Annotated in this window: 18 protein-coding genes and 7 pseudogenes; 14 read left to right on the top strand and 11 right to left on the bottom strand. The window is 60.8% G+C overall.

What is annotated here, in order from left to right; genetic code table 11:
* Positions 1-24: 24 nt before the first annotated feature.
* From OKW30_RS29375 to OKW30_RS29350, 6 genes and pseudogenes are all read left to right on the top strand, one after another.
* Positions 25-531: pseudogene (locus OKW30_RS29375) on the top strand (IS6 family transposase); the annotation flags it as partial.
* A gap of 126 nt (positions 532-657) precedes the next feature.
* Positions 658-1,788 (top strand): IS110 family transposase, encoded by a 1,131-nt coding sequence (locus OKW30_RS29370; protein ID WP_429348338.1) that lies wholly within the window; start codon positions 658-660, stop codon positions 1,786-1,788.
* Positions 1,789-2,046: 258 nt separating this feature from the next.
* The gene (locus OKW30_RS29365) at positions 2,047-3,201 is read left to right on the top strand and encodes an IS110 family transposase (RefSeq protein ID WP_429348337.1); all 1,155 of its coding nucleotides are present in this window, start codon (positions 2,047-2,049) and stop codon (positions 3,199-3,201) included.
* A gap of 431 nt (positions 3,202-3,632) precedes the next feature.
* A pseudogene (locus OKW30_RS29360) lies at positions 3,633-3,848 on the top strand (DDE-type integrase/transposase/recombinase); the annotation flags it as partial.
* A gap of 369 nt (positions 3,849-4,217) precedes the next feature.
* Positions 4,218-6,329 carry a hydantoinase/oxoprolinase family protein gene (locus OKW30_RS29355; protein WP_187630299.1) on the top strand — a complete coding sequence of 704 codons (2,112 nt, stop codon included), beginning with the start codon at positions 4,218-4,220 and terminating at the stop codon, positions 6,327-6,329.
* 1 nt (position 6,330) lies between these two features.
* The gene (locus OKW30_RS29350; RefSeq protein WP_429348336.1) at positions 6,331-8,010 is read left to right on the top strand and encodes a hydantoinase B/oxoprolinase family protein; all 1,680 of its coding nucleotides are present in this window, start codon (positions 6,331-6,333) and stop codon (positions 8,008-8,010) included.
* 23 nt (positions 8,011-8,033) lie between these two features.
* Here OKW30_RS29350 and OKW30_RS29345 read toward each other — a convergent pair whose 3' ends face one another.
* Both OKW30_RS29345 and OKW30_RS29340 read right to left on the bottom strand, forming a co-directional pair.
* A complete protein-coding gene (locus OKW30_RS29345) occupies positions 8,034-8,969 on the bottom strand; it encodes a LysR substrate-binding domain-containing protein (protein WP_187630297.1) in 936 nt (311 codons plus the stop codon).
* Between the two features lie 138 nt (positions 8,970-9,107).
* Entirely contained in the window at positions 9,108-9,305 is a 198-nt protein-coding gene (locus OKW30_RS29340) for a hypothetical protein (protein ID WP_429348335.1), read from the bottom strand.
* 201 nt (positions 9,306-9,506) lie between these two features.
* Between OKW30_RS29340 and OKW30_RS29335 the strand changes: the two genes are divergently transcribed.
* Entirely contained in the window at positions 9,507-10,652 is a 1,146-nt protein-coding gene (locus OKW30_RS29335) for a branched-chain amino acid ABC transporter substrate-binding protein (RefSeq protein WP_429348334.1), read from the top strand.
* A gap of 58 nt (positions 10,653-10,710) precedes the next feature.
* On the opposite strand, the gene OKW30_RS29330 is transcribed toward OKW30_RS29335, so the two are convergent.
* The gene (locus OKW30_RS29330; protein WP_187630336.1) at positions 10,711-10,890 is read right to left on the bottom strand and encodes a hypothetical protein; all 180 of its coding nucleotides are present in this window, start codon (positions 10,888-10,890) and stop codon (positions 10,711-10,713) included.
* Between the two features lie 124 nt (positions 10,891-11,014).
* Between OKW30_RS29330 and OKW30_RS29325 the strand changes: the two genes are divergently transcribed.
* The gene (locus tag OKW30_RS29325) at positions 11,015-11,998 is read left to right on the top strand and encodes a hypothetical protein (RefSeq protein ID WP_429348333.1); all 984 of its coding nucleotides are present in this window, start codon (positions 11,015-11,017) and stop codon (positions 11,996-11,998) included.
* A complete protein-coding gene (locus OKW30_RS29320; RefSeq protein ID WP_429348332.1) occupies positions 11,944-13,323 on the top strand; it encodes a hypothetical protein in 1,380 nt (459 codons plus the stop codon). The genes OKW30_RS29325 and OKW30_RS29320 overlap by 55 nt, the downstream gene beginning before the upstream one ends.
* Positions 13,324-13,546: 223 nt before the next feature.
* On the opposite strand, the gene OKW30_RS29315 is transcribed toward OKW30_RS29320, so the two are convergent.
* From OKW30_RS29315 to OKW30_RS29305, 3 genes and pseudogenes are all read right to left on the bottom strand, one after another.
* Positions 13,547-14,653, bottom strand: a complete 1,107-nt coding sequence (locus OKW30_RS29315; RefSeq protein WP_429348331.1) for a CBS domain-containing protein — start codon at positions 14,651-14,653, stop codon at positions 13,547-13,549.
* Positions 14,654-15,056: 403 nt separating this feature from the next.
* Positions 15,057-16,298, bottom strand: coding sequence for a glycosyltransferase family 9 protein (locus tag OKW30_RS29310; RefSeq protein ID WP_429349187.1), 1,242 nt, complete (start codon positions 16,296-16,298; stop codon positions 15,057-15,059).
* 159 nt (positions 16,299-16,457) lie between these two features.
* Positions 16,458-17,402, bottom strand: a pseudogene (locus OKW30_RS29305) (O-antigen ligase family protein); the annotation flags it as partial.
* A 346-nt stretch (positions 17,403-17,748) separates the two neighbouring features.
* On the opposite strand from OKW30_RS29305, the gene OKW30_RS29300 reads away from it, so the two are divergent.
* Positions 17,749-18,624, top strand: a complete 876-nt coding sequence (locus tag OKW30_RS29300) for a lipid A biosynthesis lauroyl acyltransferase (protein WP_429349186.1) — start codon at positions 17,749-17,751, stop codon at positions 18,622-18,624.
* Between the two features lie 321 nt (positions 18,625-18,945).
* On the opposite strand, the pseudogene OKW30_RS29295 reads toward OKW30_RS29300, so the two are convergent.
* A pseudogene (locus OKW30_RS29295) lies at positions 18,946-19,129 on the bottom strand (EamA family transporter); the annotation flags it as partial.
* A gap of 111 nt (positions 19,130-19,240) precedes the next feature.
* Between OKW30_RS29295 and OKW30_RS29290 the strand changes: the two are divergent.
* On the top strand, positions 19,241-19,375 hold the full coding sequence (locus tag OKW30_RS29290) for a hypothetical protein (RefSeq protein WP_429348330.1): 135 nt from the start codon (positions 19,241-19,243) through the stop codon (positions 19,373-19,375).
* Positions 19,376-19,516: 141 nt separating this feature from the next.
* Here the strand turns inward: OKW30_RS29290 and OKW30_RS29285 are convergent.
* Both OKW30_RS29285 and OKW30_RS29280 read right to left on the bottom strand, forming a co-directional pair.
* A pseudogene (locus OKW30_RS29285) lies at positions 19,517-19,745 on the bottom strand (DUF1488 domain-containing protein).
* Positions 19,746-20,033, bottom strand: coding sequence for a hypothetical protein (locus tag OKW30_RS29280; protein ID WP_429348329.1), 288 nt, complete (start codon positions 20,031-20,033; stop codon positions 19,746-19,748).
* 689 nt (positions 20,034-20,722) lie between these two features.
* Here OKW30_RS29280 and OKW30_RS29275 point away from each other — a divergent pair.
* Together OKW30_RS29275 and OKW30_RS29270 are read left to right on the top strand one after the other, a co-directional pair.
* Complete coding sequence (locus OKW30_RS29275) at positions 20,723-21,595, top strand: transglutaminase family protein (protein WP_184063933.1); 873 nt, start codon at positions 20,723-20,725, stop codon at positions 21,593-21,595.
* Positions 21,596-21,637: 42 nt separating this feature from the next.
* Positions 21,638-21,952, top strand: a pseudogene (locus OKW30_RS29270) (transglutaminase family protein); the annotation flags it as partial.
* Between the two features lie 348 nt (positions 21,953-22,300).
* On the opposite strand, the gene OKW30_RS29265 reads toward OKW30_RS29270, so the two are convergent.
* Positions 22,301-23,470, bottom strand: coding sequence for an IS91 family transposase (locus OKW30_RS29265; protein WP_429345668.1), 1,170 nt, complete (start codon positions 23,468-23,470; stop codon positions 22,301-22,303).
* A 23-nt stretch (positions 23,471-23,493) separates the two neighbouring features.
* Positions 23,494-24,369, bottom strand: coding sequence for a tyrosine-type recombinase/integrase (locus OKW30_RS29260; protein ID WP_184062687.1), 876 nt, complete (start codon positions 24,367-24,369; stop codon positions 23,494-23,496).
* 129 nt (positions 24,370-24,498) lie between these two features.
* Between OKW30_RS29260 and OKW30_RS29255 the strand changes: the two are divergent.
* Positions 24,499-24,990 (top strand): annotated as a pseudogene (locus OKW30_RS29255) (transglutaminase-like domain-containing protein); the annotation flags it as partial.
* Positions 24,991-25,203 lie beyond the last annotated feature (213 nt).

The following is a 25,203-nucleotide window of genomic DNA, read 5'->3' as shown; positions in this document are numbered from 1 at the left end:
GAGCTTTTGACGACCACGAGCCAAATGAGCAAGCTGAAAGATCTCGAACGGTTGTTCAACGGGCGTCATTTCGACCGCGAAGTCATCGTCCTTTGCGTGCGTTGGTATCTGCGCTACAAGCTCAGTCTGCGTGATCTTGTCGAGATGATGGCTGAGCGCGGCCTGTCCCTCGCCCACACTACGATGCTGCGTTGGGTGAAGCGCTACACGCCGGAGTTCGTCAAACGCTGGAATCGGTTGGCTACGACAGCCGGTCAGTCGTGGCGAGTCGACGAGACCTACGTGAAGATTCGCGGCAAATGGGCCTATCTCTACCGCGCCGTTGACCGAGCGGGAAAGACGATCGATTTTCGCCTCAGCGCGAGGCGCGACGTGGCGGCAGCAAAGGCGTTCTTCGCGAAGGCAATCAGAACTCAGGGACGCGCTCCTGAGACGATTACGCTGGACGGCTACGCGGCATCTCATCGGGCGGTCCGCGAGATGAGGACCGACGAGTCGCTACCCAGGCGAACGAAATTGCGATCCTCGAAGGCAGTATGACTTTCCGTGAGGCAGAGGCTGGCCCGCCGTGAGGAATCAAACGCGGGTTAGCATGTCTGCCAGAGCCGCACGGTGTGGACAGGGCCACACCCGGCGATTTCCGGCACGGAGGCCAGCATGGAACACAATAGCACGGTGTACGTTGGACTCGATGTTCACAAGGAATCGATCACGGTCGCCTATTCGATCGATGCCGGCGAAGTCGAGTTGCTCGGCAAGATAGGAACGACCCCGGCAGAGATTGATCGGCTGTGCAAGCGGCTGCAATCGAAGGCACGGCGCGTGTGCGTGGTGTATGAGGCAGGTCCCTGTGGCTATGGTCTGTACCGGCGACTGGTCGAGCAGGGTTTCGAGTGCATGGTCTGTGCGCCGTCGCTGATTCCAAGGAAGCCGGGTGAGCGCGTGAAGACCGACCGGCGCGACGCAATCAAGCTGGTGCGCGCGCTACGTGCGGGTGACCTCTCGGCCGTGTACGTGCCTGGCGTTGAAGATGAAGCGTTTCGGGATCTGGCTCGCGCGTGGGCATGCGCGCGGGATGACCTCAGACAGGCACGGCATCGACTGAAGTCCTTCCTGCTCGCGCACGGCGTGCGCTATACCGGCAACGCCAACTGGGGCCCCGCCCATCGACGCTGGCTGAGTGAGCATACGTTTGACAGCGAGTGGCAACAACTGGCGTTTAACGAACACCGGCGCACGATCGAGGACCGGCTTGCGCAATGCGAGCGTCTCGAGACCGCCTTGCGCGAGGCGGTGATCAACTGGCGGTTCTATCCGGCCGTACTCGGGTTGCAGGCGATGCGCGGTGTGCAATTCGTCACGGCCGTCGGAATGCTCTCGGAACTTGGTGACCTATCACGATTTGAACATCCCCGTCAGTTGATGGCATGGCTAGGAGTGACACCGTCGGAATATTCCTCGGGCGGCAAGCGGCGTCAGGGCAGCATTACCAAGACCGGCAACAGCTACGCCAGAAAGCTGCTGGTCGAGGCGGCCTGGAGTTACCGGCATCCGGCGCGCGTGAGCCGCGACATCCAGTGCAGGCACGAGGGCATCCCAAAGGCCATCATTGATCGTGCCTGGGACGCACAGGTACGGTTGTGCCGACGGTATCGCAAGCTGGCCGCACGCGGCAAACACGTCAATATCGCGGTGGTTGCCATAGCCCGCGAACTGGCGGGTTTCATCTGGGACGTTGGCCGTCTGGCGATGTCGCTCGCCATACCGCACAATGCAAAGGCAGCGTAAGCGTAAGCTGGCCTGTCACGCAACCACCAACGATATTGCACGAGTTTCCTGAAGGCGGCGTAGCCCGGCACTCGAGTAACCCGCGGAGGTATTTCGCAACAGGCATCACCAATTTGCGGCGGAAGAAAGCGGCAGGCTCATGAGGCGGACCCCTGTAATGCGGTACCCAACCCGCGGATATCAGATCCTATGAAGCGAGGGCCTCGACGTGCTGACGTCTAAAATCAGCTTGCCGAGGTTTGCTTACAGGAGAACATCATGCGTACCGATCAGGCATACACGGGTCATGGTGACGTACTCGTGCTGGCAGTGTCGCTGGAACTGGCGGCGGCCAGATGGAAAGTCGCGCTTCACGACGGCCGGCGCGAGAAGCCGGCCGTGCACACCCTCGCACAACCACAGGCCGCAGCGCGTCTGCAGGCGGTCCTGGACCTGATCGAGGCGCACAACGAGAAGTGGTCGCTGCCGGCCGGCGTACGCACGGTCGTGAACTACGAGGCCGGGCAGGACGCGTTCTGGATCTGTCGCGCGCTGCAGGTGCACGGCATCGAGTGCTACGTCATCGATCCGGCCAGCACCCCGGTTGAACGTCACAGACGCCGCGCGAAGACCGACCGGCTCGATGTAATCAAGCTGGTGATCAATCTGCGCGCATGGCTGCGCGGCGAGCGCGACCGCATGCACGTGGTGCACGTGCCGTCACCGCAGGATGAGGCATCGCGCCAGCTGATGCGCGAGCGCGGCCAACTGCAGAAGGAAGTGCTGCAGCACCGCGACCGGATGCGCAAGCTCCTGGTCACGCTCGGTTGCTGGGATGCGGTCGATCACCGTACCTTCGCCAAGCGGCTCGAACGCGAGGAGGTGCGCTGCCATGACGGAGCGCCGTTACCGCACGAGCTGCGTGAGCGTTTAATGCGCGAGTGCGAACGCCTCGCACTCGTCGAACAACAACTTGCGGCGCTGGAGAAGACGCGACAGGCAAACGTACCAGCACCCGCGCGCCAGCGTTGCGATGCGCTGGCGCGCCTGCAGGGGATTGGCGAAGTAGGCGCCTCGCGCCTTGCCCTCGAGTTGTTCTGGCGAGAGTTCGACAACCGCCGCGAAGTCGGTGCGTGCATCGGGCTCGTGCCACAGCCCTACGACAGTGGCGAAAGCCAGGTCGACCAGGGGATCAGCAAACAGGGAAACCGGCGGGTGCGCGCGCTGCTGATCGAGATGGCGTGGACCTGGCTTCGCTACCAGCCCGGCAGCGCATTGGCGAAATGGTTTAACCACCGCACACAGGGTACGGGACCGAACCGACGCGCGCGACGCATCGCCATCGTCGCGGTCGCGCGACGTCTTGCCATTGCGCTGTGGCGCTATCTGAAAGACGGCGTCATCCCTGACGGCGCACAGCTGAAGTCCACATAAGCCCCTACAGTTTGGCAGGAAGGAGATAAAGGTTTGGCCAGGCAGTGACGTGGCAAACATGGTTGAAGCGAACATGCCCGTGGTCACACTGGGTTGCTGAAGCAACCGAATACTTTCAGATGGGGCATGTTCCCGGGGCGAATGATTCCGGCGTAACGCGCATGCAGGATAAGGCTGGTGATACGCCAGCGGATAGAAGGCGGTGAGAATGCTGGTTCTTCTCACGAGCGCAAGGGCGGCTTCAGACCAAACACAGGTCAGACAGGTTATGGAAATTTCGGGAAAAGGGATCTTGACAGAAGTCTGCTCATAGAAGTGTGACCCACCGTCGAGACTTACTGCTACGCCGCCCTCAGGAAATTCACGCGCGTATGGAGTCAAACCGAAAGTCAAACCGAAAAACCTATCCCGATTGACACGGAAAGTCATATCAGTACCTGAATAACCTCATTGAGCAGGATCACCGCCACATCAAATCGCGGGTAAACGTGATGCTTGGGTTCAAGCGGTTCCACAGCGCCGCCGTTACCCTCTCCGGCATCGAACTGATGCATCGCATTCGCAAAGGCCAGTTCGATCTCACCAGCATGCACCTCAAAGATACCACTTCGCCCTCGATTTGGATGGCGGTTCTTTCAGCTCGTTGAGGTCTCCGAAACATGGGCGATTTCTCGCCCGCCTACCCAGTTTGCACCGCAGCCGTACACCGCGCCGGTCTTGCCCAGTCTTCGCATCTCGTCGATGTGTGCGCCCCGCGCGCTCAGATGCGGGGCGATTGCTTCGCCCAACTTCGGCGCGAGCCTGCGCCTGCGCGCTTTTTGTTCTGGGGCGAAACGGGCGAATAACCGAATCCACACGTTAATACGGGTTTACCCGCAACAAGCTTGGCTTGTCCTGGCGGAATTGTTTTCTTGTTTGTCTTTCGATTCCGGAATAGCGAAGATCAATCGAACCAGTGACAGGCCGCGACGCGCTTCCTGTCGCAACACCGCGTATTCACAGTAAGAGAGCCGCGCATGCATAACGGAAAACAGACGATTCGGGCGGGTGTCGACATTGGCGGCACGTTTACGGACGTCGCACTGGAGTACGGCGACCGACTCTACTCGGCCAAGGTTCTGACTGATTACGAAAAGCCTGAACGCGCGATTGTCGAAGCTCTGCGGCGTGCGGCGGCCCAGGCGTCGATCGAACCCGCGCAGATCGGAGCGATCGTTCACGGCACCACGCTCGCCACCAATGCCCTGATCGAACGGCGCGGCGCGCGCACCGCCTTCATCACGAGCGAAGGCTTTCGCGACGTCATCGAGATGCGCACCGAAAGCCGCTTTGAGCAATACGACCTGAGCATCGCACTGCCCAAGCCGCTCGTGCCGCGCTGCGACCGCTTCGCCGTGGGCGGCCGCATGGACGCGCAAGGCAACGAGCTCGTGCCGCTCGACCTCGATGGCCTCGAGCGGATCATTGCGGCGATTCGCGTCGCTGAATTCCCGAGTGTGGCAGTGGGCCTGTTGCACAGTTATCGCAATCCAACCCACGAACGCGCGGTGCGCGAGCGTCTACAGCAGCACTTGCCTGGCGTCGCCATATCGCTGTCCAGCGAGGTTTCGCCACAAATTCGCGAGTACGAGCGTTTCAACACCGTCTGCGCGAACGCCTATGTCAAGCCGCTGATGTCGTCTTATCTCAACCGGCTGGCCACGGCGCTCGAAAGCGAAGGCATGCGCTGTCCGCTCTACATGATTCACTCGGGCGGCGGCCTGATGTCGCTGAAAAGCGCCGCTGAGTTTCCGGTGCGTCTGCTCGAATCCGGCCCCGCCGGTGGTGCGATTTACGCGAGCCACGTTGCGGCCCGCTTCGGGCTCGACAAGGTGCTTTCCTTCGACATGGGCGGCACGACCGCGAAAATCTGTCTGATCGAGGAACAGCATCCAAAGACCGCGCGCACTTTCGAAGTGGCGCGCACCTATCGTTTCAAGAAAGGCAGCGGCATGCCAATCTCGATTCCCGTCATCGAGATGGTCGAGATCGGTGCAGGCGGCGGGTCGATTGCGCATGTCGACGATTTGCGCCAGGTGCGCGTCGGCCCTGAAAGCGCCGGCTCGGAGCCGGGGCCGGCCTGCTACGGCCGCGGTGGCCGGCGGCCGACCGTCACCGATGCCGATCTTCTGCTGGGCAAGCTCGATGCGAACCGCTTCGCAGGCGGCACGATCCAGTTGGACACCGCTGCGGCGAACGGCGCTGTCGAGCGCGATATCGCGCAGCCGCTGCAAGGCGATCCAGTGCAGGGCGCCTTCGCGGTGGCGGAGATGGTCGACGAAAACATGGCCAATGCCGCCCGCGTGCATGCGGTCGAAAACGGCTGCGAGCTGGCCGAATACACGATGATCGCTTATGGCGGCGCGGCGCCTCTGCATGCAGCGCGCCTGTGCGAGAAGCTCGGTATCGCGCAACTGTTGATACCGCCCGGCGCGGGCGTGGGCTCCGCAATCGGTTTTCTGCGCACGCCATTCGGCTACGAGTCGCTGCGCAGTGCGGTGATGCGCCTGAGCGAATTCGACAGCGGCATGGTCAACACGCTGATAGATGAAATGAACGTCGAAGTTGCCGCGTTTTTGCGCGAGACTGGCCACACAGGCGAACTGCGACGCGAGTTACGCGCCTATATGCGTTACACCGGACAGGGCTGGGAGATTCCCGTCAGCGTCGCGGCTGAGCGTTTCACGGCATTCGACGTGGCCGCCTTGCGCCACAGTTTCATCGAGGCCTATACGCAGCTGTTTGGACACGAGGTGGCAGGGCTCGACGTGGAAGTGGTCAGTTGGGCGCTTTCCTTACGCACTGTAGAGGCGCGTCCCAAGCGCATCGAGCCGAGCGCCGGCTCGGCAGCGCCAGACCACGGCGGTATTGCCGCGCTCGAACACCGGCCGGTATTCGATGCGAGGAGCGGCCGCTTTCACGATTGCGCGGTCTATGCGCGCGCAAGCTTGCCGCGCGACATACGTATCGATGGCCCTGCGATCATCGTCGAGGACGAAACGTCGACGCTCGTCACCCCGGGTTTTTGCGTCGTCCTGCAACAGGACGATTGCCTGCTCATTCAACGTCGTCGTGAAGGAGATGCATAACATGAACACTACTAACGCCACTATTCATGTTCGTGAGCAGATCATGTGGAACCGGCTCATTTCGGTGGTCGAAGAGCAGGCCGTTACGCTGATCCGCACTGCGTTCTGCACTAGCGTACGTGAAGCCGGCGATCTCTCGGCCGGCGTGTTCGACGCGCAGGGGCGCATGATCGCCCAGGCAGTGACCGGCACGCCCGGGCACGTCAATTCGATGGCGGAATCGGTCGGCCATTTCCTTGCGCGTTTCCGCCCGGATCAACTTGCGCCCGGCGACGTGCTGGTCACCAACGACCCTTGGCTCGGCACCGGCCATCTGCACGACATCACCACGGTGACGCCGGTATTTCGTGGCGCGGGACACCCGATTGGCTTTTTCGCAGCGACTGCGCACGTGGTCGACATCGGTGGGCGCGGCTTTGGGCCGGACGCCGGCGAAGTCTACGAGGAAGGGCTGTGCATTCCGCCGATGAAGCTGTTCCGGTGCGGCGAGCTGAATGCCGATCTCATCGGGATTCTGCAAAGCAACGTGCGCGAGCAGGATCAGGTGATCGGCGACTTCCATTCGCTTGCGGCATGCAATGAAACCGGCCGCAAACGGCTGACAGCGATGATGGACGAGTTCGGTCTCGATAATCTGGCAGAGCTCGCGAATTTCATCTTCGAGCATAGCGAACGCGCGACCCGCGAACGCATTGCGGCGCTGCCACGCGGTCAGCATCGCTATGCGATGACGGTGGACGGTTACGAGCATCCGGTCGAACTGGCAGTCACGCTCGAAGCACGCGACGACGCGATGCTCGCCGACTTCGCCGGTACGTCGGGACCGAGCACATATGGCATCAACGTGCCGCTGACTTACACCAAGGCCTATGCGTGCTACGCGCTCAAATGCGCGATTGCGCCGGACATCCCGAATAACTGGGCCTCGCTGCGGCCGTTCGAAATCATTGCGCCACAGGACTGCATTCTCAATGCACCACGGCCGCTGCCGGTTTCCGTGCGGCATGTGATCGGGCATCTGATTCCCGATGTGGTGCTGGGTGCGCTGCAGGATATGTGTCCCGGCATCGTCCCCGCCGAAGGCGCGAGCGCCTTGTGGAACCTGCAGATGAAGTTTCAGGGCGCGCGCGACGATAACCGCGAGACACGCAACGAATTGCTCGTCTTCAACAGTGGCGGCACCGGGGCCCGGCCGGCGAGCGACGGCCTCAGCGCGACGGCATTCCCAAGCGGCGTGCATGCGATGTCAGTCGAGGTCACGGAGAGCATTGGCCCTATCGTGATCTGGCGCAAGGAACTGCGGCCGGATTCGGGTGGCGCGGGCAGATGGCGTGGCGGTCTCGGTCAGAACATCGAGATCGGCGCTCGCGAGGGCTTTCAGTTCAGCCTGAATGCGATGTTCGACCGTGTCGCGTTTCCCGCACGCGGCCATCGGGGGGGCGGTAACGGGGCGGCGGGCAAGGTGCACCTGGATGACGGCACGGCGCTGCGCGCCAAGGGCCGCCAGGCGATTCCCGAAGGCCGCCGGCTGGTGCTCGAGCTGCCGGGCGGCGGCGGCTATGGCCGGGCGGAGGAGCGTCCCGCTGAGCAGGTGGAGCGCGACGTCGCATACGATTATCTGAGCCCGGAGCAGGCCGAGCATGATTATCCCGGGGTCTTCACGCAGCGGCCCCGCACCTGAGCATGCTGCGTTTCGCTATGGGATCAGCGGCACCTGGACGGATAGCCGATGATTTCCTCGCGACATACATCTTCCAGCAGCCACTCGGCGAAATTCATCAGGGTGTCGGAGTTCTTGCGGTCGTTTTTGTAGAGCAGGAAAAATTTTGGTGTTTTTTCGAGTGGAAGCCTGCTCAGCAGATCGACGCCGAACGGCGCGATCAGCCGGCCGGAACGGATTTCAGTGAGTGCATCGAGATACGAAATGAAGCCGACGCCGAGACCCGCGAGCGTCGCTTCGAGCATTGCGCTGTGCGTGTGCAACAGCAATGTCGGTTGAGCATGTCTTTCTTCGATACCGAGCAGCGCGAGCGTGTCGTGCCACAGGCTATTACCGCCAAGTGGTGAGATCAGCGTATGCCTCAGCAGGTCTTCGGGCTTCTCCACGGGATTCTGCTTGAGCAGCGCCGGGGCCGCGGCAAGTACCTTCAGGTCCTCGATCAACGGCACTTCCGTGAAATCGCTGTTGCCGCCATAACCCCAGTGAATCGCGGCATCGAGGCCGAGATCGTCGAAGTCCACCAGGTCCACACCGATCGACATTCTGAAATCGAGCTCGGGAAACTGACGGGTGAAATGACCAAGGTGGCGGATCAGGCATGCGGTTGCGAAGTACGGGCTGACATGCAGAAACAGCTTGGGTGTGGCGCGTGCCCTCTTGATCAACGTCACGCCTTCGGAGATCTGGTCGAGTCCCCGCCGCACATATTCCACCAGCATCTCAGCGGATTCCGTGGCTGCCACGCTGCGCACGTGACGATCGAATAGCGGCCTGTCAAGCGATTCTTCGAGCAGTTTCAACTGGTGACTGACCGCTTGCGGGGTAATGCAGAGTTCGTCGGCAGCCTGTCGTATCGAGCCGCGGCGCATGACCGCTTCAAAGATCCGGAACGTGTTCAGCGGCGGAAGCCTATAGCGCATGGGCAGCAGGTGTTCGTGTTCAGAGTGAGGGCTGGCGAGACGGTCGGGTGCACGACGCAACAGTCGAAGAAACTGACCAGCGGGGCCGCCGGTACGTGAGTATAGGTGGAACAAAAAACGGCCGCAGAACCCGGCGATTCATGTGCAGGTATGCGGATTCAGCTCCATTGTCTCGACGGCGTTGTCGCGTTGCGGCGTTACCGATGGATAAGGGTTTACCCGTAACAAACCTGGCTTGGCCTGGCTGAATTGTTTTCTTGTTTGTCTTTCGATTTCCGGATCGCGAAGATCAATCGGACCAGCAACAGAGAACGCGCCGCGCTTCCCGTTGCCCATCTTTCGCGGGCCATTTATTCGGCTTGTAGATACCGTAACCACAATACGGTTAACCAATGAAACAGAAATCACGCTCAGGCAAGTATTCCGTGAACAACGGATTTTGAAAAGATACCCTTCCAGTCGACGCTGTGCTGGCGGGACGTCCCCCCGAAGTGAACTCCGTTTATCGCGGACACTTAACCTTTAAAGGATTGCAAAATGGCTACATTTGAGACGGCTTTGCGAATGGTGCTGAAAAGCCTGACGACGCTAAGTCTCGCAGCAATTGCACACGCAGCGTTCGCGCAAGACAGCTCCGTCAAGATCGGCTTCGCGGGTCCTTTAACGGGTCCATCCGCCAGCTATGGCAAGGATCTGGAAATGGGCGCGCGTTTGGCTATCGACGAGGCCAATGCCGCCAACATCATGATCCATGGCAAGCAGTTGCAGCTCACGCTCGATTCCGAGGACGACCAGGCCGATCCCAAGATGGCGGTGCAAGCCGCCCAACGGTTGATCGATTCGAACGTCGTCGCGGTTGTCGGGCATTTCAACTCGGGTACCACGCTGGCGGCGTCTTCGGTTTACGACCGAAGCGGGATGGTGCAGATTGTCCCGTCGTCGTCCAACCCCACGATCACCCACCAAGGCTTCAAACTCCTGTTTCGTCCGTACGGCACCGATAACACGGTTGCTGAAGCGGCCGCGGCGCTGGCAGTACAGACCCTCCACGCCAAGCGGATTGCGATCATCGATGATCGCACCGCGTACGGCGCGGGTTTGGCCGACGAATTCGACGCAGCAGTGAAAGCCCAGGGGGGGCAGGTCACAGCCCGCGAATTCACCTCAGACCAAGCCACCGACTTTAAGGCGGTCCTGACTCACATCATCGGTCAGCAGGCGGATCTGGTGTTCGTCGCGTGCCTCGGCGCAGAAGGCGCGTTGATCGTCAAGCAAGCTCGTCAGTTGGATTACCGCGGGGCGCTCGTGGCTGGGGCGACATATGCCAACAAGAATTTTCTTGCCCGTACCGGCAAGGCCGCTGAAGGAATGTACGCCTTCGAGCAGGGCGCCATCCTGGACCAACTTCCGCAAGGCAAGGTGTTTCTCGCGAGCTTCCGTGCCAAGTATGGGGCTGACCCGATTGGCTTTGCTCCGTTTGCATATAACGACATCTGGGTGATCGTGAATGCCATGAAGGCGGCCAATTCGACTGACCCAAAGGTGTTTGCCCCGGCCATCTCGACGCTGTCCTTTCAAGGTGTGTTCGGCACGGTGGAGTTTAACCAGTTCGGCGATTTAAAGAATCCAAAGACCACGCTGTTCAAGGTTGAGCAGCGCAAGTGGGTGCCGGTGAAGTCCTGATGCGCGTCAAGCTGGCGAGGCAATCCATTACTCCTGCCAAAGGTGCGGACCTCAGGGGTCAAGACGCCGTGATCGCGCTGTAGACCAGCGTGCGCAACGGACGACGCACCGGGTGTGCGCTCGACGGCAGGAGTTGGGTGAGGAACAGCACGATCAGGTCCTCGCGTGGATCGACCCAGAAGAACGGAATCCGAGCATCGGCCGGGTGATGCGTTTGATGGCCCGTGGTCCTGCTCAACTACGTTGTTCACAACTGGTTGCGGGTTTCTCAAGGCTGCTGAATTTGCCTGAAGTTCTTTGTGGGCATGAGTTTCGCTGATTTTTCCGGATCCGTTAGAATCTCCGCTCTTTGGCGGCCGATAATGGCGCAAAGCCAGCAATGGCAACGGATTCCAACGGAATTGAGCCTCGGGCAGTTCGAACAATTTGTCTTGCCGCACCTCACGGCAGGCAGCCGGGGACCGGCATCCAAACTGACCACGCACGCGATCTTCAACTACATCCTGAAACTGCTGTACCTAGGTTGCCAGTGGAAGGCGTTGCCGATTGAAAAAAATCGGGATGGCCGACCGGAGATTCACTACACGAGCATCTATCGTGCGTTTCGTCGCTGGCAGGCACGCGGATGCCTTGATGCTGCCTTCCTCGCTTCGGTGTTGCGGCTTCGGGAGGATGGACGACTGGACACCAGCGTGATCCACGGTGACGGTACCACGACGGCGGCGAAGAAAGGCGGCGACAACATCGGCTTCAGTGGCCACAAGCACATGAAGGGTGACAAGGTGGTGGCCTTCTGTGACCGGAACTGCAACGTGATCGCCCCGTTCGTGTCGGCACCCGGCAATCGCAACGAATCGCCGCTGCTGCGTGACGCGCTGCCGCGGGTGATACGGATTGCCCGCGAAGCAAGGCTCGACCTGCGTGACACCGTGGTCAGCCTGGACGGCGTCTACGATTGTCGCGCCAACCGCAAGGCGATATTCAACCGCGCGATGGTGCCCAACATCAATCCGAACCCGCGCGGCAGGAAACGTACGAAGCGAGGTCGCAAGCCGCTGTTCGATCTGGCCATTTTTAAGGAGCGGTTTCGCACGATCGAGCGCGTGTTCGCATGGGAAGACAAATTCCGTCGCCTGCTGCTTCGCTTCGATCGAATCAGTCAGTTGCACTACGCATTCAAGACCATGGCCTACAGGGCATGCCGAGCCAGAAAGAAGACACAGATTTGCATCGCGCAGGCTGGACCGTTCAGACCCGTCTGGGGAATCGATCGACGATCCCCGATCTCGTTATGGCATGGGCGCGCGATCGCGATACCGGCGAGCCGCGCTACATCCTCGAATTAGGCGAACATCAGCGCGGTACCCAATGCAACTGCGAGTGCGTCAGCTGTGGTGGCCAATTAATCGCGGTGAACGCCGCCCGCGATGCCTTTCGGCTGAGGCCACATTTTCGTCACGTTGACGGTACTGAAAAGTATTCCTGCCTTGTGCTGGCAGCGCGAGCTGCCCTGCTGGCGACACTCGAGAGTACGGAATACTTAAACCTCCCGAGCAGACGACGCACCGCGCGCGTTGCTGGCATCTCTGGCGAATTTCACGACGCGTGGTTCGATGCGCCGGCCGAACGTGTAAATATAGCGTCTTGCGCGTTCTCCGATGAAGCCGAGGCAACTGTCACGCTCGAAGACGGACGCGAATTTCGGGCGATACTCGTCGGTAGCCATAGCGGTGCAGCGGACGACATGCCGCACGCTGTGATCGAAGTACTGGTCGACGATCCGGCGCTTGCCGCCATGAGCCCGGAAGAGTTGCGCGAACGCACGCGCTTGCTTGTGAGTAAGGCTCGATGGTGCGGACACTGGCAGGATCGGGAACTGAACGAGATTGCGTCTGAGGCGGCACGGGAGCAGGCCGTGTTCGCGCTCGACCTCACAGGAGAGGCTGTGGGGCTTGATGGCGCGACCCCTGAGCAAGCGCGCGAAACGCTGCTGCACCGGAAGGCCAAGGAGATCCTTGAGCGGGAAAAGCGGCTCGTTGTTCCGGAGATGATGTTGACCGAACGCGTGCAACGGCTGACCGGAAACAGCACCATCAACCGGACGATCCGCCGATCGCAAATGCTGAATCTTGAGTCCGTCGCGCTAGAGCAGCGAACAGGCCGGATCATTCCGGATGTGACTGCGACTACCGTACCCGCGCCCGATTGGCCATTCGAGACACTGCTTGTCGAAGTCACGGTCTCGAACGAGATCGACGTCGCGCGGCGCCTGCGTATCTGGGAAGAGGGCATTCCTACACTCGAGATAGACTTGTCACGGCTTGGCGGAACAGTGACCGAGGCAGAGCTCACGCGGCTGGTCGTCGATGAGCTGGTTTGCAAACGTTGGGTGTACCACCCCGCGATCGAGGCCGAACGCACCAAAATCAAAGCTGAGCTTGTGGCAGTTTACGCCGAGGCGGCGCGCCCCTTTCGACAGGCACCACAGCGGCCGACACCGGCCGCGCGATATCCCGATAACACACGCAGTGCCCGCAACACGTCACAACGCCATGTTGAACCCATATCGCCCAACTTCTGGCTCAAGGGCGAAGACCTCGAACGCTGGAAAAAAGAGAACCCGGAATCGGCGGCCGCTTGGTTCGGCACCGACGATAACGGTAGAAACTGACGGGGCATGCCGCGTCATCTGGGCCAACAGGGCACCGCTCGTTATCTTTTGCGTGCCGGCAAGCCTTCGGGCAGTCGCTGTCCGACCCCTCACCGACCTTCGGTATTCGATCTCGAAGGGGCTCTTATTGAATTACAGCAGCCGCTCATTCGCGGCTTTGCGACGGTAATCAACACGATCCGGTAGCCCCATAGCGTCTATCAGAATAGGCGGCCTGTGATTGCTAGTTCAATCGCTGAATCTGATGCAGAAATTGGACAAAGGCTCGTAACGATTGATGATCTTCCGCTGAGATAGGGTCTGGGTCAAAGTGCATTACGTCGTTTCTTATTAGTCGGACCCGATCCAGCTCCTTCTTGAAGATCACACGGTCGATTTGCAGCCCAATTCGCTGCCAACGCTCTGGATTTTCCATCAATCTTATAATTTCCCCTAGGGTCAAATCGGCGACCGAATCTACCGGTCGCCCCTCATCGGCCCCATCGCGAACCTCCCGAAGCTGCTCACCCGTGAACTTTCCATCAATCAACGATCGCACGAAATTTTCGATTTCGCCTAGCAGTAAAAACGGCTCAGAAAGTTGCTGAAACTGCAAGTTCAGATCTGTCGATGTAACGATACCTTTGATGCGATTGTCTGCCGCTCGAACCAGTACATACGACTCGGCGGCAATCAACCGAATCACATCGAATAGGGAATCCGATTCCTTTACTTCCACTCCTTGGTCCATGCACTGTCTGACGGTGGTGGGGCGTTCCGCGTCAAACTGCAAATGCCGAGCTATCGATTCCCAACTCACAACGCCCTTAAGATCGCGCTCGTTCGTCATGACAGGAAGCTGGGAGAAGTCACGCAAGAGCATAGTGGTCACAGCTTCTGCGAGACTGCAGTCGGGACGAACGCTTAGCGGCTGCTTATTTGCAGCGTCAAGACGGCTGATCCGAAAAGCCGGTTCCAATGGGGCGCCGCCGAGATACGGCGGCTGCTCGACGACACCCTCAGCAGCCGCGACCTGCGGTGCTTGAACCGCGTCGCCGGCGCCGACGATCGGCGCGGGTTCGGCGTCAGCCGGAACAACGTTGTCCGGCGGAACAGGCAGATCAAGTCGAAAAGCCAACTCAGTATCGAGGCTCGCATGATTGAAGTTGGGATCGGTATCAACTCCTGCATTGCGAAGCGTTTGTCGGATTGCGTAAGCGACGTTCGAGCCGCGTCGCTCCGCGCCACCCCAGCGTAGCAACTCCCGAACTGATATTCGAGTAGGCTGCTCGCCCGCATTCAGCTCCTCGCGAACTCGACCTAGTTGTTCTTGCAATGCAGCAAGGTTCATGTGTGTGGTTCGACCGGGGAAAATCTGATTATAAATCGGAGGGGCGAAAGTCGACCCACTGCGGCCCTTCGGGTGGGCTCTCCGTCAATGGCTGTTCCCAAGGGTACAACGGTCATTGGTGCGGCCATATCGGCCGGTTGAATCCGCCGGCCTGAGCGGACACTCGCGAATCGTCGCAGAACCGGAGCAGCAACGTCCGCTGTCGCAACGTCCGTTGCTTCTATGGATTACTCAAAGCCCGTATTATTAGTACACAGGCGCAAGGCGTTGTCGCAAAGCGCGCTGGCTCCAAGCATGCAGTTGAATGGTCTTCGCTTGAACTGCTATGCCGTCGAAGTGTATTTATCTTATCTGGCATCTCATCGTAAGTCCGGCCCTTCAGGCAATGCCCACGGGGGCGCCTCTATCGGCTGATGTCGACGATCTTGGCCTGTGTCGGCGCCTGAATACCAAGCAGTTGCGCAGCGACAGCAATCACGCGGCTTGCCCGCAGGCCGGTCAGACAATCGCTTGTGCTTTCCTTATGCCGGCCGCACCCTTCCTGCCGGCACGGAACGCACTTGCTCTCGCCCTGCAACAGGTACACATTGCCGCGCAGGCCTGAGCCGCGTCGAGCCCATGGCGCCTCACCCACCGGCCAGTTGCATGGCCACGGCCCCCAGCGAACCGGGTCGCCTGGGCCGAACAGCGCGATCGTCAACGTGCCGCATGCGGCCGCAACGTGCGTGGTACCCGTATCGGGACCAATGAAGATCTTCGCACGCCGGATCATTTCCACCGTTTCGCCGAGCGTCAGCTCACCCACCAGATTCAGGACTGGCTCGCCAGCCGCCGCGACCACCTGCGCGGCATACGCGCGCTCGGCCTGCGCTGGTCCTCCGCTCAGCGCGACAGCAAAGCCCTGGGCGCGCAGCCAGCGGATGGTCGCGGCCCAGCCATCGACGGTCCATTGCTTATACCCGTACATGGCGCACAGGTGCAGCACGACCATGGGCTGCCCCGGCATCGCGCCGGGCGGCGCATTGAGCCGCGCCTCGAACCGGGCCCTGCGCCCGGGATCGGGACCGATGCCCGGTGCGACCACCTCCCCGCGCGGCGTCACGCCCACCAGCCGCGCCAGTTCGAGGGTGTTCGGCACCACGTGTGTCTGCGCTTGCCGGTCGAGCGCGATACGGTGAAGCATGACGCGGGCGAACCACTTCACACGATCGGCATTGACGAGCCCGATCCGCTTGCGGCCGGCAAGCCACGTATAAATCAGTGCGCGATCGGAATCGGTGGCTGCGCAGGCAAGATCGTAACGCCGCCAGATCCGCGCCGCGTCGACAATTCGCTCGCGCAGCGGGACGCGCTGAGGGACAGTAATGACGCGGCGCAGGTCCGGGTTGTGCTCAAGTACCCCCTCTGTACCCCGAAACACGATCATGTCGATCATGGCGTCGGGCCATTGCGTCTTCATCGACCGGACAAGCGGTGTCACCAGCAACACATCGCCTATGCGACGCGGGCAGGCCACGAGAATCGTTCGCGGAGGCCGTTCCCGCTTCAGCGCACGTGAGTTGCCCACTTCGCCGATTTCACGCTTGCGCGCCTCGATCCAGGCAAGCAGTGTTGCTACGTTCAGCGCGAAAAAGGCTGCGCTCATCACGAGCGTCAACGCGTCGATCGTCAACCCGAAGATGATCGTACTGCCAACCACGGCGAGTCCCAGATACGATGCGGTAGCGATTTCGCCGTCCGCGCTGAGCCGGTTCCGCCAGAACGGTGTGAAGGTCCCGACGTACAGAAGCAGCAGTGCGGCCACGCCCACCGTTCCCATTTGGGAAAGCGTCGAAAAGAACTCGCTATGTGCGCCCGCGTTGACGATCGCCCGCGGCGCCTCGCCGCGTTGGGCAAGCTCGTTCAGCGCCTCCTCCAGACGGCCGCGCCCCACGCCAAACGCCGGATGGCGCGAATACAGGAGCGCGGACGCGCGCCACAATTGAAGGCGCAGGCCAAGCGACGTATCGATGTTGCCTTGCTGCAGTTCCTTGAAGTCGGACACGGTCGCGTCGACCCGCTGGCGAACAATGCTGGTGGATCCGAGTGCCACGAAAAACGCCACGATCGCACAGCCCAATGTAATGTGTGCCCGCCTGCTGGCTAGCCAGTGCCGACCGCCGACGGTTGTCCATACGAACAGCGCCACCGCAATCCAGCCCCCGCGCGAGCCCGACAGATATGACGCATATCCGCCGAGCAGAAACGCCGCAATCTTGATCGCCACCTCAGTTATGCGCGCACGCCTGCCTCGCGTAATTGACACAATCGACAGGAAACCGAGCAGCAATGCTGTGTCGCCGAAAGGGATCGGGTTGGTAAATGAATTGCCGAGGCGACCGGGGGCGAGCCAGACGGCTGGATGAAAGTGCGCGTAGATGGCCCACGTACCGACGCCCAGTGCGCCCGCCACAAATCCCCATTGCACGAGGCGGAGTTGCCGGTACGCCAGCGAACCCAGATAGAAAAAGCTCGGGACGACGAGAGCCAGCCGCAGGAATGGATCGAGCGCCGGGAACGTGCTGCTTCGAAAAACCGCTATCTGGAACAGCACGACCGCCGGCAGGCCGATCAGACCCAGCACGAAGAGCCGGTGCTCGCGAAACAGCGCCGCCGCACGACGCCGATGCTCGGCTTTGCCAAGGTAGGCCAGAGCGAGCGCGAAAATAACGAAAAAGCAGTAGCCGGCCCCCCCTCTTATCGACAGCATTACAGCCGGCGACAAGACGACAGCCAAGGTAGCGACACAGCCTGATAGTTGGTTGGTACGCATCACGTCGGAACCTAAAGTCTGGCGAGGAGCAGCAGCCCAAGCCGATTGGGCCATGCGCAGCGTCAATATTGAATGGAAAAGCGAATGGCTCAACCTGAGCCGAGGCCGGAAATTCGAAATCGTTCGACCGGTCCGCTCCGACGCGTTAGGCTTGAGCTTCCGTGACCGACCGACTTCCGCCGCTCGGCGCGAGATTGTGGCAAAGGCCGCTTTCAAGTGTCCGTTGTCAGTGCATGACAACATTCCCACCTGGCGCAACCATTCACTACACGCAGGAAAGATCGTGGCACAACTCGGTTACCTCCTCGTCGCAATGCTGTTGCGAGCATTCTCGGTGCTTCCGTACTCTTTGGTCGCGAGGCTTGGCAGCGCGCTCGGTGCAGCGGCGTATGCACTTCCAGGTCGCCGCAAACATGTTGTACTTGTCAATCTGCGCCTTTGCTTTCCAGAAAAGACCGACCGCGAGCACCACGATCTTGCCAAAGAACATTTCCGGCAGGTTATCCGCAGCTATCTCGAACGAGGCATTCAATGGTTCGGTAGCGCAAAGACGATAAAGAGCATTGTCCAGATCGAAAGCAGGATTGATCTCGAAGACAAGGATGCGCCACCTACCATCTTTATGGGGTTTCACTTCGTGGGCATCGAGATCGGATGCATGCTGTACTCGATGCAGCTGTCTGTCGCAGCACTGTACACACGCATGTCGAACACGCGCCTCTGCGACCTTGCAAGGCGACAGCGCGGCAGGTTTGGCGCGGATATGATCGAACGTTCGACGAGCGCGAGAAAGATCCTGGGAATACTTCGTTCTGGCAAACCAGTCATGCTCGCGGCGGACATGGATCACGGTATCAACAACTCTGTTTTTGTCCCATTCTTCGGCGTTCCCGCCTGCACGCTGACATCCGTCTCGCGACTTGCAAGACTGGGCCATGCGCGAGTGGTGCCGTTCGTGACCGAGGTGCTGCCGGATTTCAGAGGGTATAAGTTGACCATCTTCGAGCCGCTCAACGATTTCCCATCCGGAAGCGACACCAACGATGCGCGGAGAATGAACGCGTTTCTTGAGGCTCAGATTTTGCGATTTCCGGAACAGTATTACTGGGTGCATCGACGCTTCAAACACCGCCCACCCGGCGTTCCAGCCGTCTACTAAAATACTGCGTGGCCGGCGTGTCCTTCCGCTACCAGTGAACAACCTTATTTGCCGACGAGGCGGCAAGCGCCGCGGAAGCGCGACGGTCCGTTGTCTGGGGCGAAGCCGCCGCTCGAATGTCCTTGTGAAAGTTTGTGCGACCGGCCGTTGATGGCCGATTGCGACAGTTCAGCGAACTCTCTCCAGAGGGGCATTGGAGTCGTCATCGGCAGTTTTCCTGCAGGTTGGGTCAATGCGTACTTCCGGCCATTAGGAGTCGATCAAAGCGATAGAGTGAGCGACCGATAATCGCGCTGCTGCGGACATTGAAATCACGTGAAGTCAATGACGATGGTGGCGATGCTTGTGTGATACGGGTTCACGCTTATGTGGGGGTATGTGGTTCCTGCCCGTCCCACGGGAAGTCATGAACGTGCTGATGGTGCTCGTCATGGCGACCTCGGTGGTTTGGTTCCGGTGTCTCGTGCGTGTGAGCGTGCTCGTGGCGCTCCCGCAAATGTAGCCAGGTCGCTCCGAACACCGCTTCCACGTCGCGGCCGCGTGGCGGGACTGCTACTCAGGTGAGCTTTTTACCCCAGGGCGCCGACCGCCTATGTATTGTTCACGACATCGCGATGTGTCGCTCGGCCCGGATCAGGCAACAGGCAAGATTGTCGATCGCACCGTGGAGCTTGGCCAGTTTTCAGCGGTTGCGCTTTTTCGTGAAGCAGTGTATCAGGCGCTGGGCGATCTGCTGCCTGCTTCATATTGAACGTATGGGGGCGTTCGGGCCGAGTAATATTGGCTGCGTGTTCGAACCCTGCTCGCGCCTCGCATCCCCGCAACTAAAAAGTGATCGCGCCCGATCTTCGATTCAGGAGATCGTGTACCTGATCTGCGGGCCACCCTTATATCACGTTTTGGCCAGTTCCAGTATCCGGTCGCGATTACGATCGAACGCCGCGAGCAGGTCGGTTTCCTCGCTACGGATTCCGGGGTTGAGCTTCGTCAGCATTTGACCATCGACGAGAAACGCGATCTCGCGAGAATTGTCGTAGCCCCAGAAACATACACGATGCCTAGGAGGTGTCGTAAGAGCGACTGGGATTTGGGAAGCTGAGCACGATCTTGCTTTTTGCCATCTAATCTCTCGAAGAGACGTAGCGCCACTTCGCGGCGTTGATATCGATGCGAGCATCATCGTCGAGCCGCTTCTGGGCGCGGTCGGACTCCGCCTGCCGCAAGGCTTCGACGCGAGCTTTCTGGGTCGCCACATAGTCTTGTGGTCTGCCTGACATGATCGGGCTCATGGGGGTTCGCTTCAGCATCTGGACGCCTGCAAAAAGAGTGTGCAACTTCAAGGCAGTGGCCTGAGGCCAGAAAGCACGCTTGAGCACGGCGACGCGCCACATCAAGGTCGCAATGCTCATTCGCGTGCGAGATTCGACGCGTATTCCCGCCGGTACTGGCGAGCCGGACACGAGTGGCGAGTCGATGAAAGCCGCTTGCGCACTCAAGTTGGCTATCCGAGAGTGCGCCGCATGGCGCGACAAAGCAAGAACAATCGGCAAACCGGCGGCTGGGTGCATGAAGAGAGCACGCACTATCAGCAAACTTGTGCGCTTACCCCTTAAGGTGTGTGATCGGGTCTTTTAAATAGATCGCGACAGTAATTAAAAATGCGCCCAGAATGAGTCGCAGAGCGGCCCCTTCCGTGGGCGCCTAAATGGGGAGCGAAATGGCAAAAGGTCAACTGCGTAGTAATCGCGAGGCAAAGAAGCCTAAACAACCTAAAAAGTTACCATCTCCCGGAGCAGGTCTGTTCAAGACGTCTACCCCGAAGACTTCTGTGTCGAGCGGCGTGACGAAGAAGTAACCGACACGCGCATGTGACGCGCGGTCGTTTCACTTTGCTTGTGCGCACTTTCGACGAAGGTGTAGCAGCGGCCCGGTAGAAAGAGCGTCATTGCAATTCGGGCTGCACCTTGTTGCCTCTCATTGCTGATCGTTTTCAGCGCGTGTCTGAGTCGTGACCGATTGCCGCCCCGGTTCGTGCTGTCGCGGTGGGCTTTCCTTTTGGGGGCGAAATGGTGAGCAAGTTTGTTCGCGGCGAAACGCAATGAGCGCGCCGCAACGTCTAACCGTGCGGCACCAGAGCGTCTACCACTACTGGGAGCCAGTGCGCTTCGGCGAGCATCGCATGATGTTCCGCCCGCGTGCGAGTCATGATCTGCGGCTTCTCACCGCGCAGTTGCTGATCACGCCCACACCTGAACGGCTGTATTGGTTGCACGATGTCTTCGACAACTCGGTCGCAGTCGCCACGTTTTCGGTCGAAGCATCCGAGCTGCTCTTCAGAAGCGAGGTGACGCTCGAACATTACGAGGCGCCGCTGCCTGACTATTCGCTGGAAGCCTATGCGTCGACCTGGCCCTTCGCGTATACGAGCGAGGAAGCCTCTGATCTGGTGAACGCGCGAAGCCGACAGTTTCCGAACGAGGATGTCGACCTGTGGGCGCGACGCTTTATCGACCCCGGCGGCACGACGGGCACGATGACGTTGTTGCGCAGCATGACGCTCGAGATCAAGAACAACTTCATGTACGTGCGGCGCGTCGAGAAGGGCGTCAATCGTCCTGCCGACACGCTACGCCTGCGCAGCGGCAGTTGCCGCGATTTCGCGGTGCTGATGATGGATGCCGTCCGCTCGCTTGGCCTCGCGGCCCGGTTTGTCAGCGGCTATATCTTCGTGCCGGACCACGACACCACCCTGGGCGGCGGCGCGACCCACGCATGGCTGCAGATCTATCTTCCCGGTGCAGGCTGGGTCGATTTCGATCCGACCAACAGCATCGTCGGCAACCGGCATCTGATTCGTGTGGCGGTAGCGTGGAATTACGATCAGGCGCTGCCGCTCTGGGGCACATGGCACGGCGCGATGCATTCGTTCCGCAGTCTTGAGGTCGACGTGAGCGTGACCGAAGACGCCTGAGCGCTCAGCGCGTTACGACTTTATCAATGGAAGGATGGTCAGATGAAACTTCGCGTGGGCTATGAACTGATCTACGAGTGCGCGCAGCCGACGCCAATGATGTTGATGTTGAACACGCATTTTTCCCGCGTGCAGGATGTCCTGTCTGCCGATCTGCTGGTGGTCGATCCGCCGGTGGCGATCACCCAGTATCGCGATAGCTTCGGCAATCTGTGCAGCCGCATCGTCGCGCCGCAGGGGCTGATTTCGCTCTCCACCACCGCGCTGCTCAACGTCTCCGATCAACCCGAGACGCGCGAGCCGTTCGACTATCAGCATGCCGTCGAAACGCTTCCGAATGAATGTCTGGTGTTCTTGAGGTTTGTTCGATGCCTGCCCATGTCCGTGGACTCGGGGTGCGCGCCGGCGCGTGCGGGCAGGCGTTGAATAAACCTGAAGGGAGGAAACCGCGGAGTGCTCTGATGCAATGGAGTCTTCGGGGCTATGGCGATTGATTGCCCGGGATGGCGAGCGGTGTTGCGGGATGCGTGGTCAGGCGGGAGGCCGGTTGAGGGCTGAGGTTGTGCCGAAGCGGTGCAGTGGCGCCATCGTGATGGCGGAACGGACGTGCAAGGGCCTGTGCGAAGCGACAGACGCAAAGGTCTGCTCGTGGGCCGCGTTGCCGCAAAGCCGAGGGTCGGGTTGTTCGTCCTGGAACAGTGGCGCTCATATCTCGCCCCGGCGCGTGGGTGGTGCGCGGATCGGTGCAATGCGCGCAAGGATATCGATGACGATCATCGGCGCGCCGCAGTGCCGGCAGATGAAGGCGGGGCGCGTTTCGATGACGGTTTCGTGAGCTGATGTGTTGACGTCGGTCGCGACGTGCAGCAGTTCGCGGACCTTCGCGAGACTGGCGCGGCGCACCGGGTTGGCGAGCAGTCCGTAGTGACGGATACGATGGAAGCCACCGGGCAGCACATGGAGCAGGAAGCGGCGCATGAACTCGCCGGCTTCGAGGGTCATGGTCTTGTAGCGGGTGTGCCCCTTCGCACGGTAGTCCTTCCAGCGGAAGGTCACGCCGCGTTCATCGAATGCAAGCAGGCGCTGGCTGGAGATCGCGACGCGGTGCGTATAGCGCGACAGGTACGCGAGCACTGCTTCGGGTCCTGCAAAGGGACGCTTTGCGTAGACGACCCATTCGCAGGCACGCAGCGGCGCAAGCCACACGTCAAAGACAGCTGGGTCGGCAAGTTCAGCGTACTGGCCGAAGAACTGCAGGTGGCCGTGCCGGTGCGCGTCCGTGAGCGCTTCGAGCAAGCGCCTGCGGAACAGGCGCGATAGCACACGTACCGGCAGGAAGAAGCCGGGCCGGCATCCGATCCACCGCTGACCATCGGGCGACAGCCCACCACCGGGGACGATACCGTGTACGTGCGGATGATGCGTGAGTGCCGAGCCCCAGGTGTGCAGCACGAGCGTCGCGCCGATCTGGGCGCCGAGGTGCTTCGGATCAGCGGCAATGGTGCGTAGCGTTTCGGCGGCGATATCGAACAGCAGCCCGTAGATGACGGCCTTGTTGTACCAGGCGATGGCACTGATGGGCGCGGGCAGCGTGAAGACGACATGGTAGTACCCGACCGGAAGCAGATCGGCCTGGCGTGCCTGGAGCCAGCGATGCGCAGCACTGCCCTGGCACTTGGGGCAATGACGGTTGCGGCAGGAGTTGTAGGCAACCTCGATGCGGTCGCAGCCGGCGCAGCGCAGCACATGCCCCCCGAGTGCCGCACTGCGGCACTGTTCGATGGCCGACATGACCTTCAGCTGCCCCAGGCTCAGCGCTACCGTGCGCCGCCACGCCGGCCCGCAGGCGCGGAAGATATCCGCGACCTCCAGCACGGGGTGCTCCGCGTGCGGCCGGGCTAGCCGGCGGGCAGGCGGTCCAGCGGACTGACCACCTTGCGCAGGAGGTCAGTGGCAACCTGGGTATAGAGCGTGGTGGTCTCGATCTGCCTGTGTCCAAGGAGCACCTGGATCACGCGGATATCCTCCTTCTGTTCCAGCAGGTGCGTGGCAAAGGAATGCCTCAGCGTGTGCATGGATACGCGCTTGTCGATGTTTGCGGTCTCGGCGGCCGCATGGATGGCGCGGGTCAGTTGCCGCGTGCTGAGCGGGTCGATCGGATCGAGGCCCGGAAAGAGCCACCCGCCATCGAGCATGCAGCCCTGGGCACGGGCAACGCGCCACCAGACGCGCAGACGTTCGAGCAGGACCGGCGAGAGCATCGCGTAGCGGTCACGGCGGCCCTTGCCCTGCTCGATGCGCAGGGTCATGCGCTGGCTGTCGATGTCGCTGACCCTGAGGGCGACCACTTCGCTCGCACGCAGCCCGGCGCCATAGGCGACCGACAGCGCGGTCTGATGCTTGAGGTTTCCGGCTGCCGCGATGAGCCGGCGCACCTCCTCGGGGCTGAGCACAACCGGGAGCGTGCGAGGCACGCGTACCGGCTGCATCCGCGCCATCAGCTCAGGCCGGCCGAGCGTGACTTCGAAGAAGAACTTCAGACCGCTGATCGCGGCGTTCAGCGACACCGGCGACGCGCCGTGATCGACCAGATGCAGCTGGTAGTCCCGGAGGTCCTCGACAGTGGCGGTATCGGGTAAACGCCCGAGGTATCGGGCGAACTGACGTACGGCACGTAGGTAGGCGGCCTGGGTCTTGGGTGCGAACTTGCGCATGCGCAAGTCCTCAAGCATACGGCGGCGCAGCGGGCTGATGCCCGGATCGGAGGAGGTCATGATGGGGCTCCTGCTGGAGGACGAGGCGGATTGCCTCAACCACCAACATAAGCGCCGGCGCCACTGGCCTCCCATTCGCCGCCAGAGACGGGCCGCAGCCCCCTACCGCGCGAGCGGTTTAGTCCCATCCTGCTCGGCAGCCGCTATTGCGAAACCGATCTGCTGTCCGATATTGCCTGGAAACTGTTTTCCAATACGCCTCCGGGCCGCCACCGGGTGCAGGCGATTTGCGACTACGTGCATCGCCATGTCACGTTCGGATACGAATTTGCACGGCCGACCAAGACCGCGTTTCAGGCGTGGCAGGAACGCAAGGGCGTGTGTCGCGACTTCGCTCATCTGGCCGTGGCGCTATGCCGCGCGATGAATATTCCGGCTCGCTACTGCACGGGCTACATCAGTGACGTCGGTGTGCCGCCGCCGTGGAGCACGATGGATTTCGCGGCATGGTTCGAAGCCTATGTGGGCGGCTCCTGGCAGACCTTCGATCCGCGCAACAACGTGCCGCGTATCGGTCGTGTGCTGATGGCGTGCGGCCGCGATGCCGCCGACGTTGCGATCAGCAACACATTCGGTCCGACGAAGCTCATCAAATTCGACGTCCACTGCGCGCCTGAATGATGACGAGTGGTCATTCGTTGGTGGTGTCGTAGGGGACGGGTTTGGGTCGGGATGCATCAGATGCATCAGGCAGCGGTCGGCCAGTTTGAGACGTTCGACATCATGGGCCAGATCGCTGACAATCTCGGCAGCAAGCTGGGCGAGCCCAGAGAACCCTCGTGTTGGCAAGCGACGAATTGACCGACGCCAACGACTTCGGCAGGTAATGCCGTT

Source organism: Paraburkholderia sp. Clong3, assembly GCF_050436485.1.
Lineage (GTDB): Bacteria > Pseudomonadota > Gammaproteobacteria > Burkholderiales > Burkholderiaceae > Paraburkholderia > Paraburkholderia tuberum.
The sequence above is the reverse complement of the archived record's forward strand: the minus strand, read 5'-3'. Positions and strand labels throughout refer to the sequence as shown.

Coding starts and splice junctions, on each gene's coding strand:
- OKW30_RS29345 (WP_187630297.1), bottom strand. CDS start 8,969: ATGCGCTATAGGCTTCCGCCGCTGAACACGTTCCGGATCTTTGAAGCG.
- OKW30_RS29340 (WP_429348335.1), bottom strand. CDS start 9,305: ATGGGCAACGGGAAGCGCGGCGCGTTCTCTGTTGCTGGTCCGATTGAT.
- OKW30_RS29350 (WP_429348336.1), top strand. CDS start 6,331: ATGAACACTACTAACGCCACTATTCATGTTCGTGAGCAGATCATGTGG.
- OKW30_RS29315 (WP_429348331.1), bottom strand. CDS start 14,653: ATGAACCTTGCTGCATTGCAAGAACAACTAGGTCGAGTTCGCGAGGAG.
- OKW30_RS29325 (WP_429348333.1), top strand. CDS start 11,015: ATGGCGCAAAGCCAGCAATGGCAACGGATTCCAACGGAATTGAGCCTC.
- OKW30_RS29275 (WP_184063933.1), top strand. CDS start 20,723: ATGAGCGCGCCGCAACGTCTAACCGTGCGGCACCAGAGCGTCTACCAC.
- OKW30_RS29365 (WP_429348337.1), top strand. CDS start 2,047: ATGCGTACCGATCAGGCATACACGGGTCATGGTGACGTACTCGTGCTG.
- OKW30_RS29320 (WP_429348332.1), top strand. CDS start 11,944: ATGGCATGGGCGCGCGATCGCGATACCGGCGAGCCGCGCTACATCCTC.
- OKW30_RS29370 (WP_429348338.1), top strand. CDS start 658: ATGGAACACAATAGCACGGTGTACGTTGGACTCGATGTTCACAAGGAA.
- OKW30_RS29260 (WP_184062687.1), bottom strand. CDS start 24,369: ATGACCTCCTCCGATCCGGGCATCAGCCCGCTGCGCCGCCGTATGCTT.
- OKW30_RS29355 (WP_187630299.1), top strand. CDS start 4,218: ATGCATAACGGAAAACAGACGATTCGGGCGGGTGTCGACATTGGCGGC.
- OKW30_RS29310 (WP_429349187.1), bottom strand. CDS start 16,298: ATGAGCGCAGCCTTTTTCGCGCTGAACGTAGCAACACTGCTTGCCTGG.
- OKW30_RS29335 (WP_429348334.1), top strand. CDS start 9,507: ATGGCTACATTTGAGACGGCTTTGCGAATGGTGCTGAAAAGCCTGACG.
- OKW30_RS29280 (WP_429348329.1), bottom strand. CDS start 20,033: ATGAGCATTGCGACCTTGATGTGGCGCGTCGCCGTGCTCAAGCGTGCT.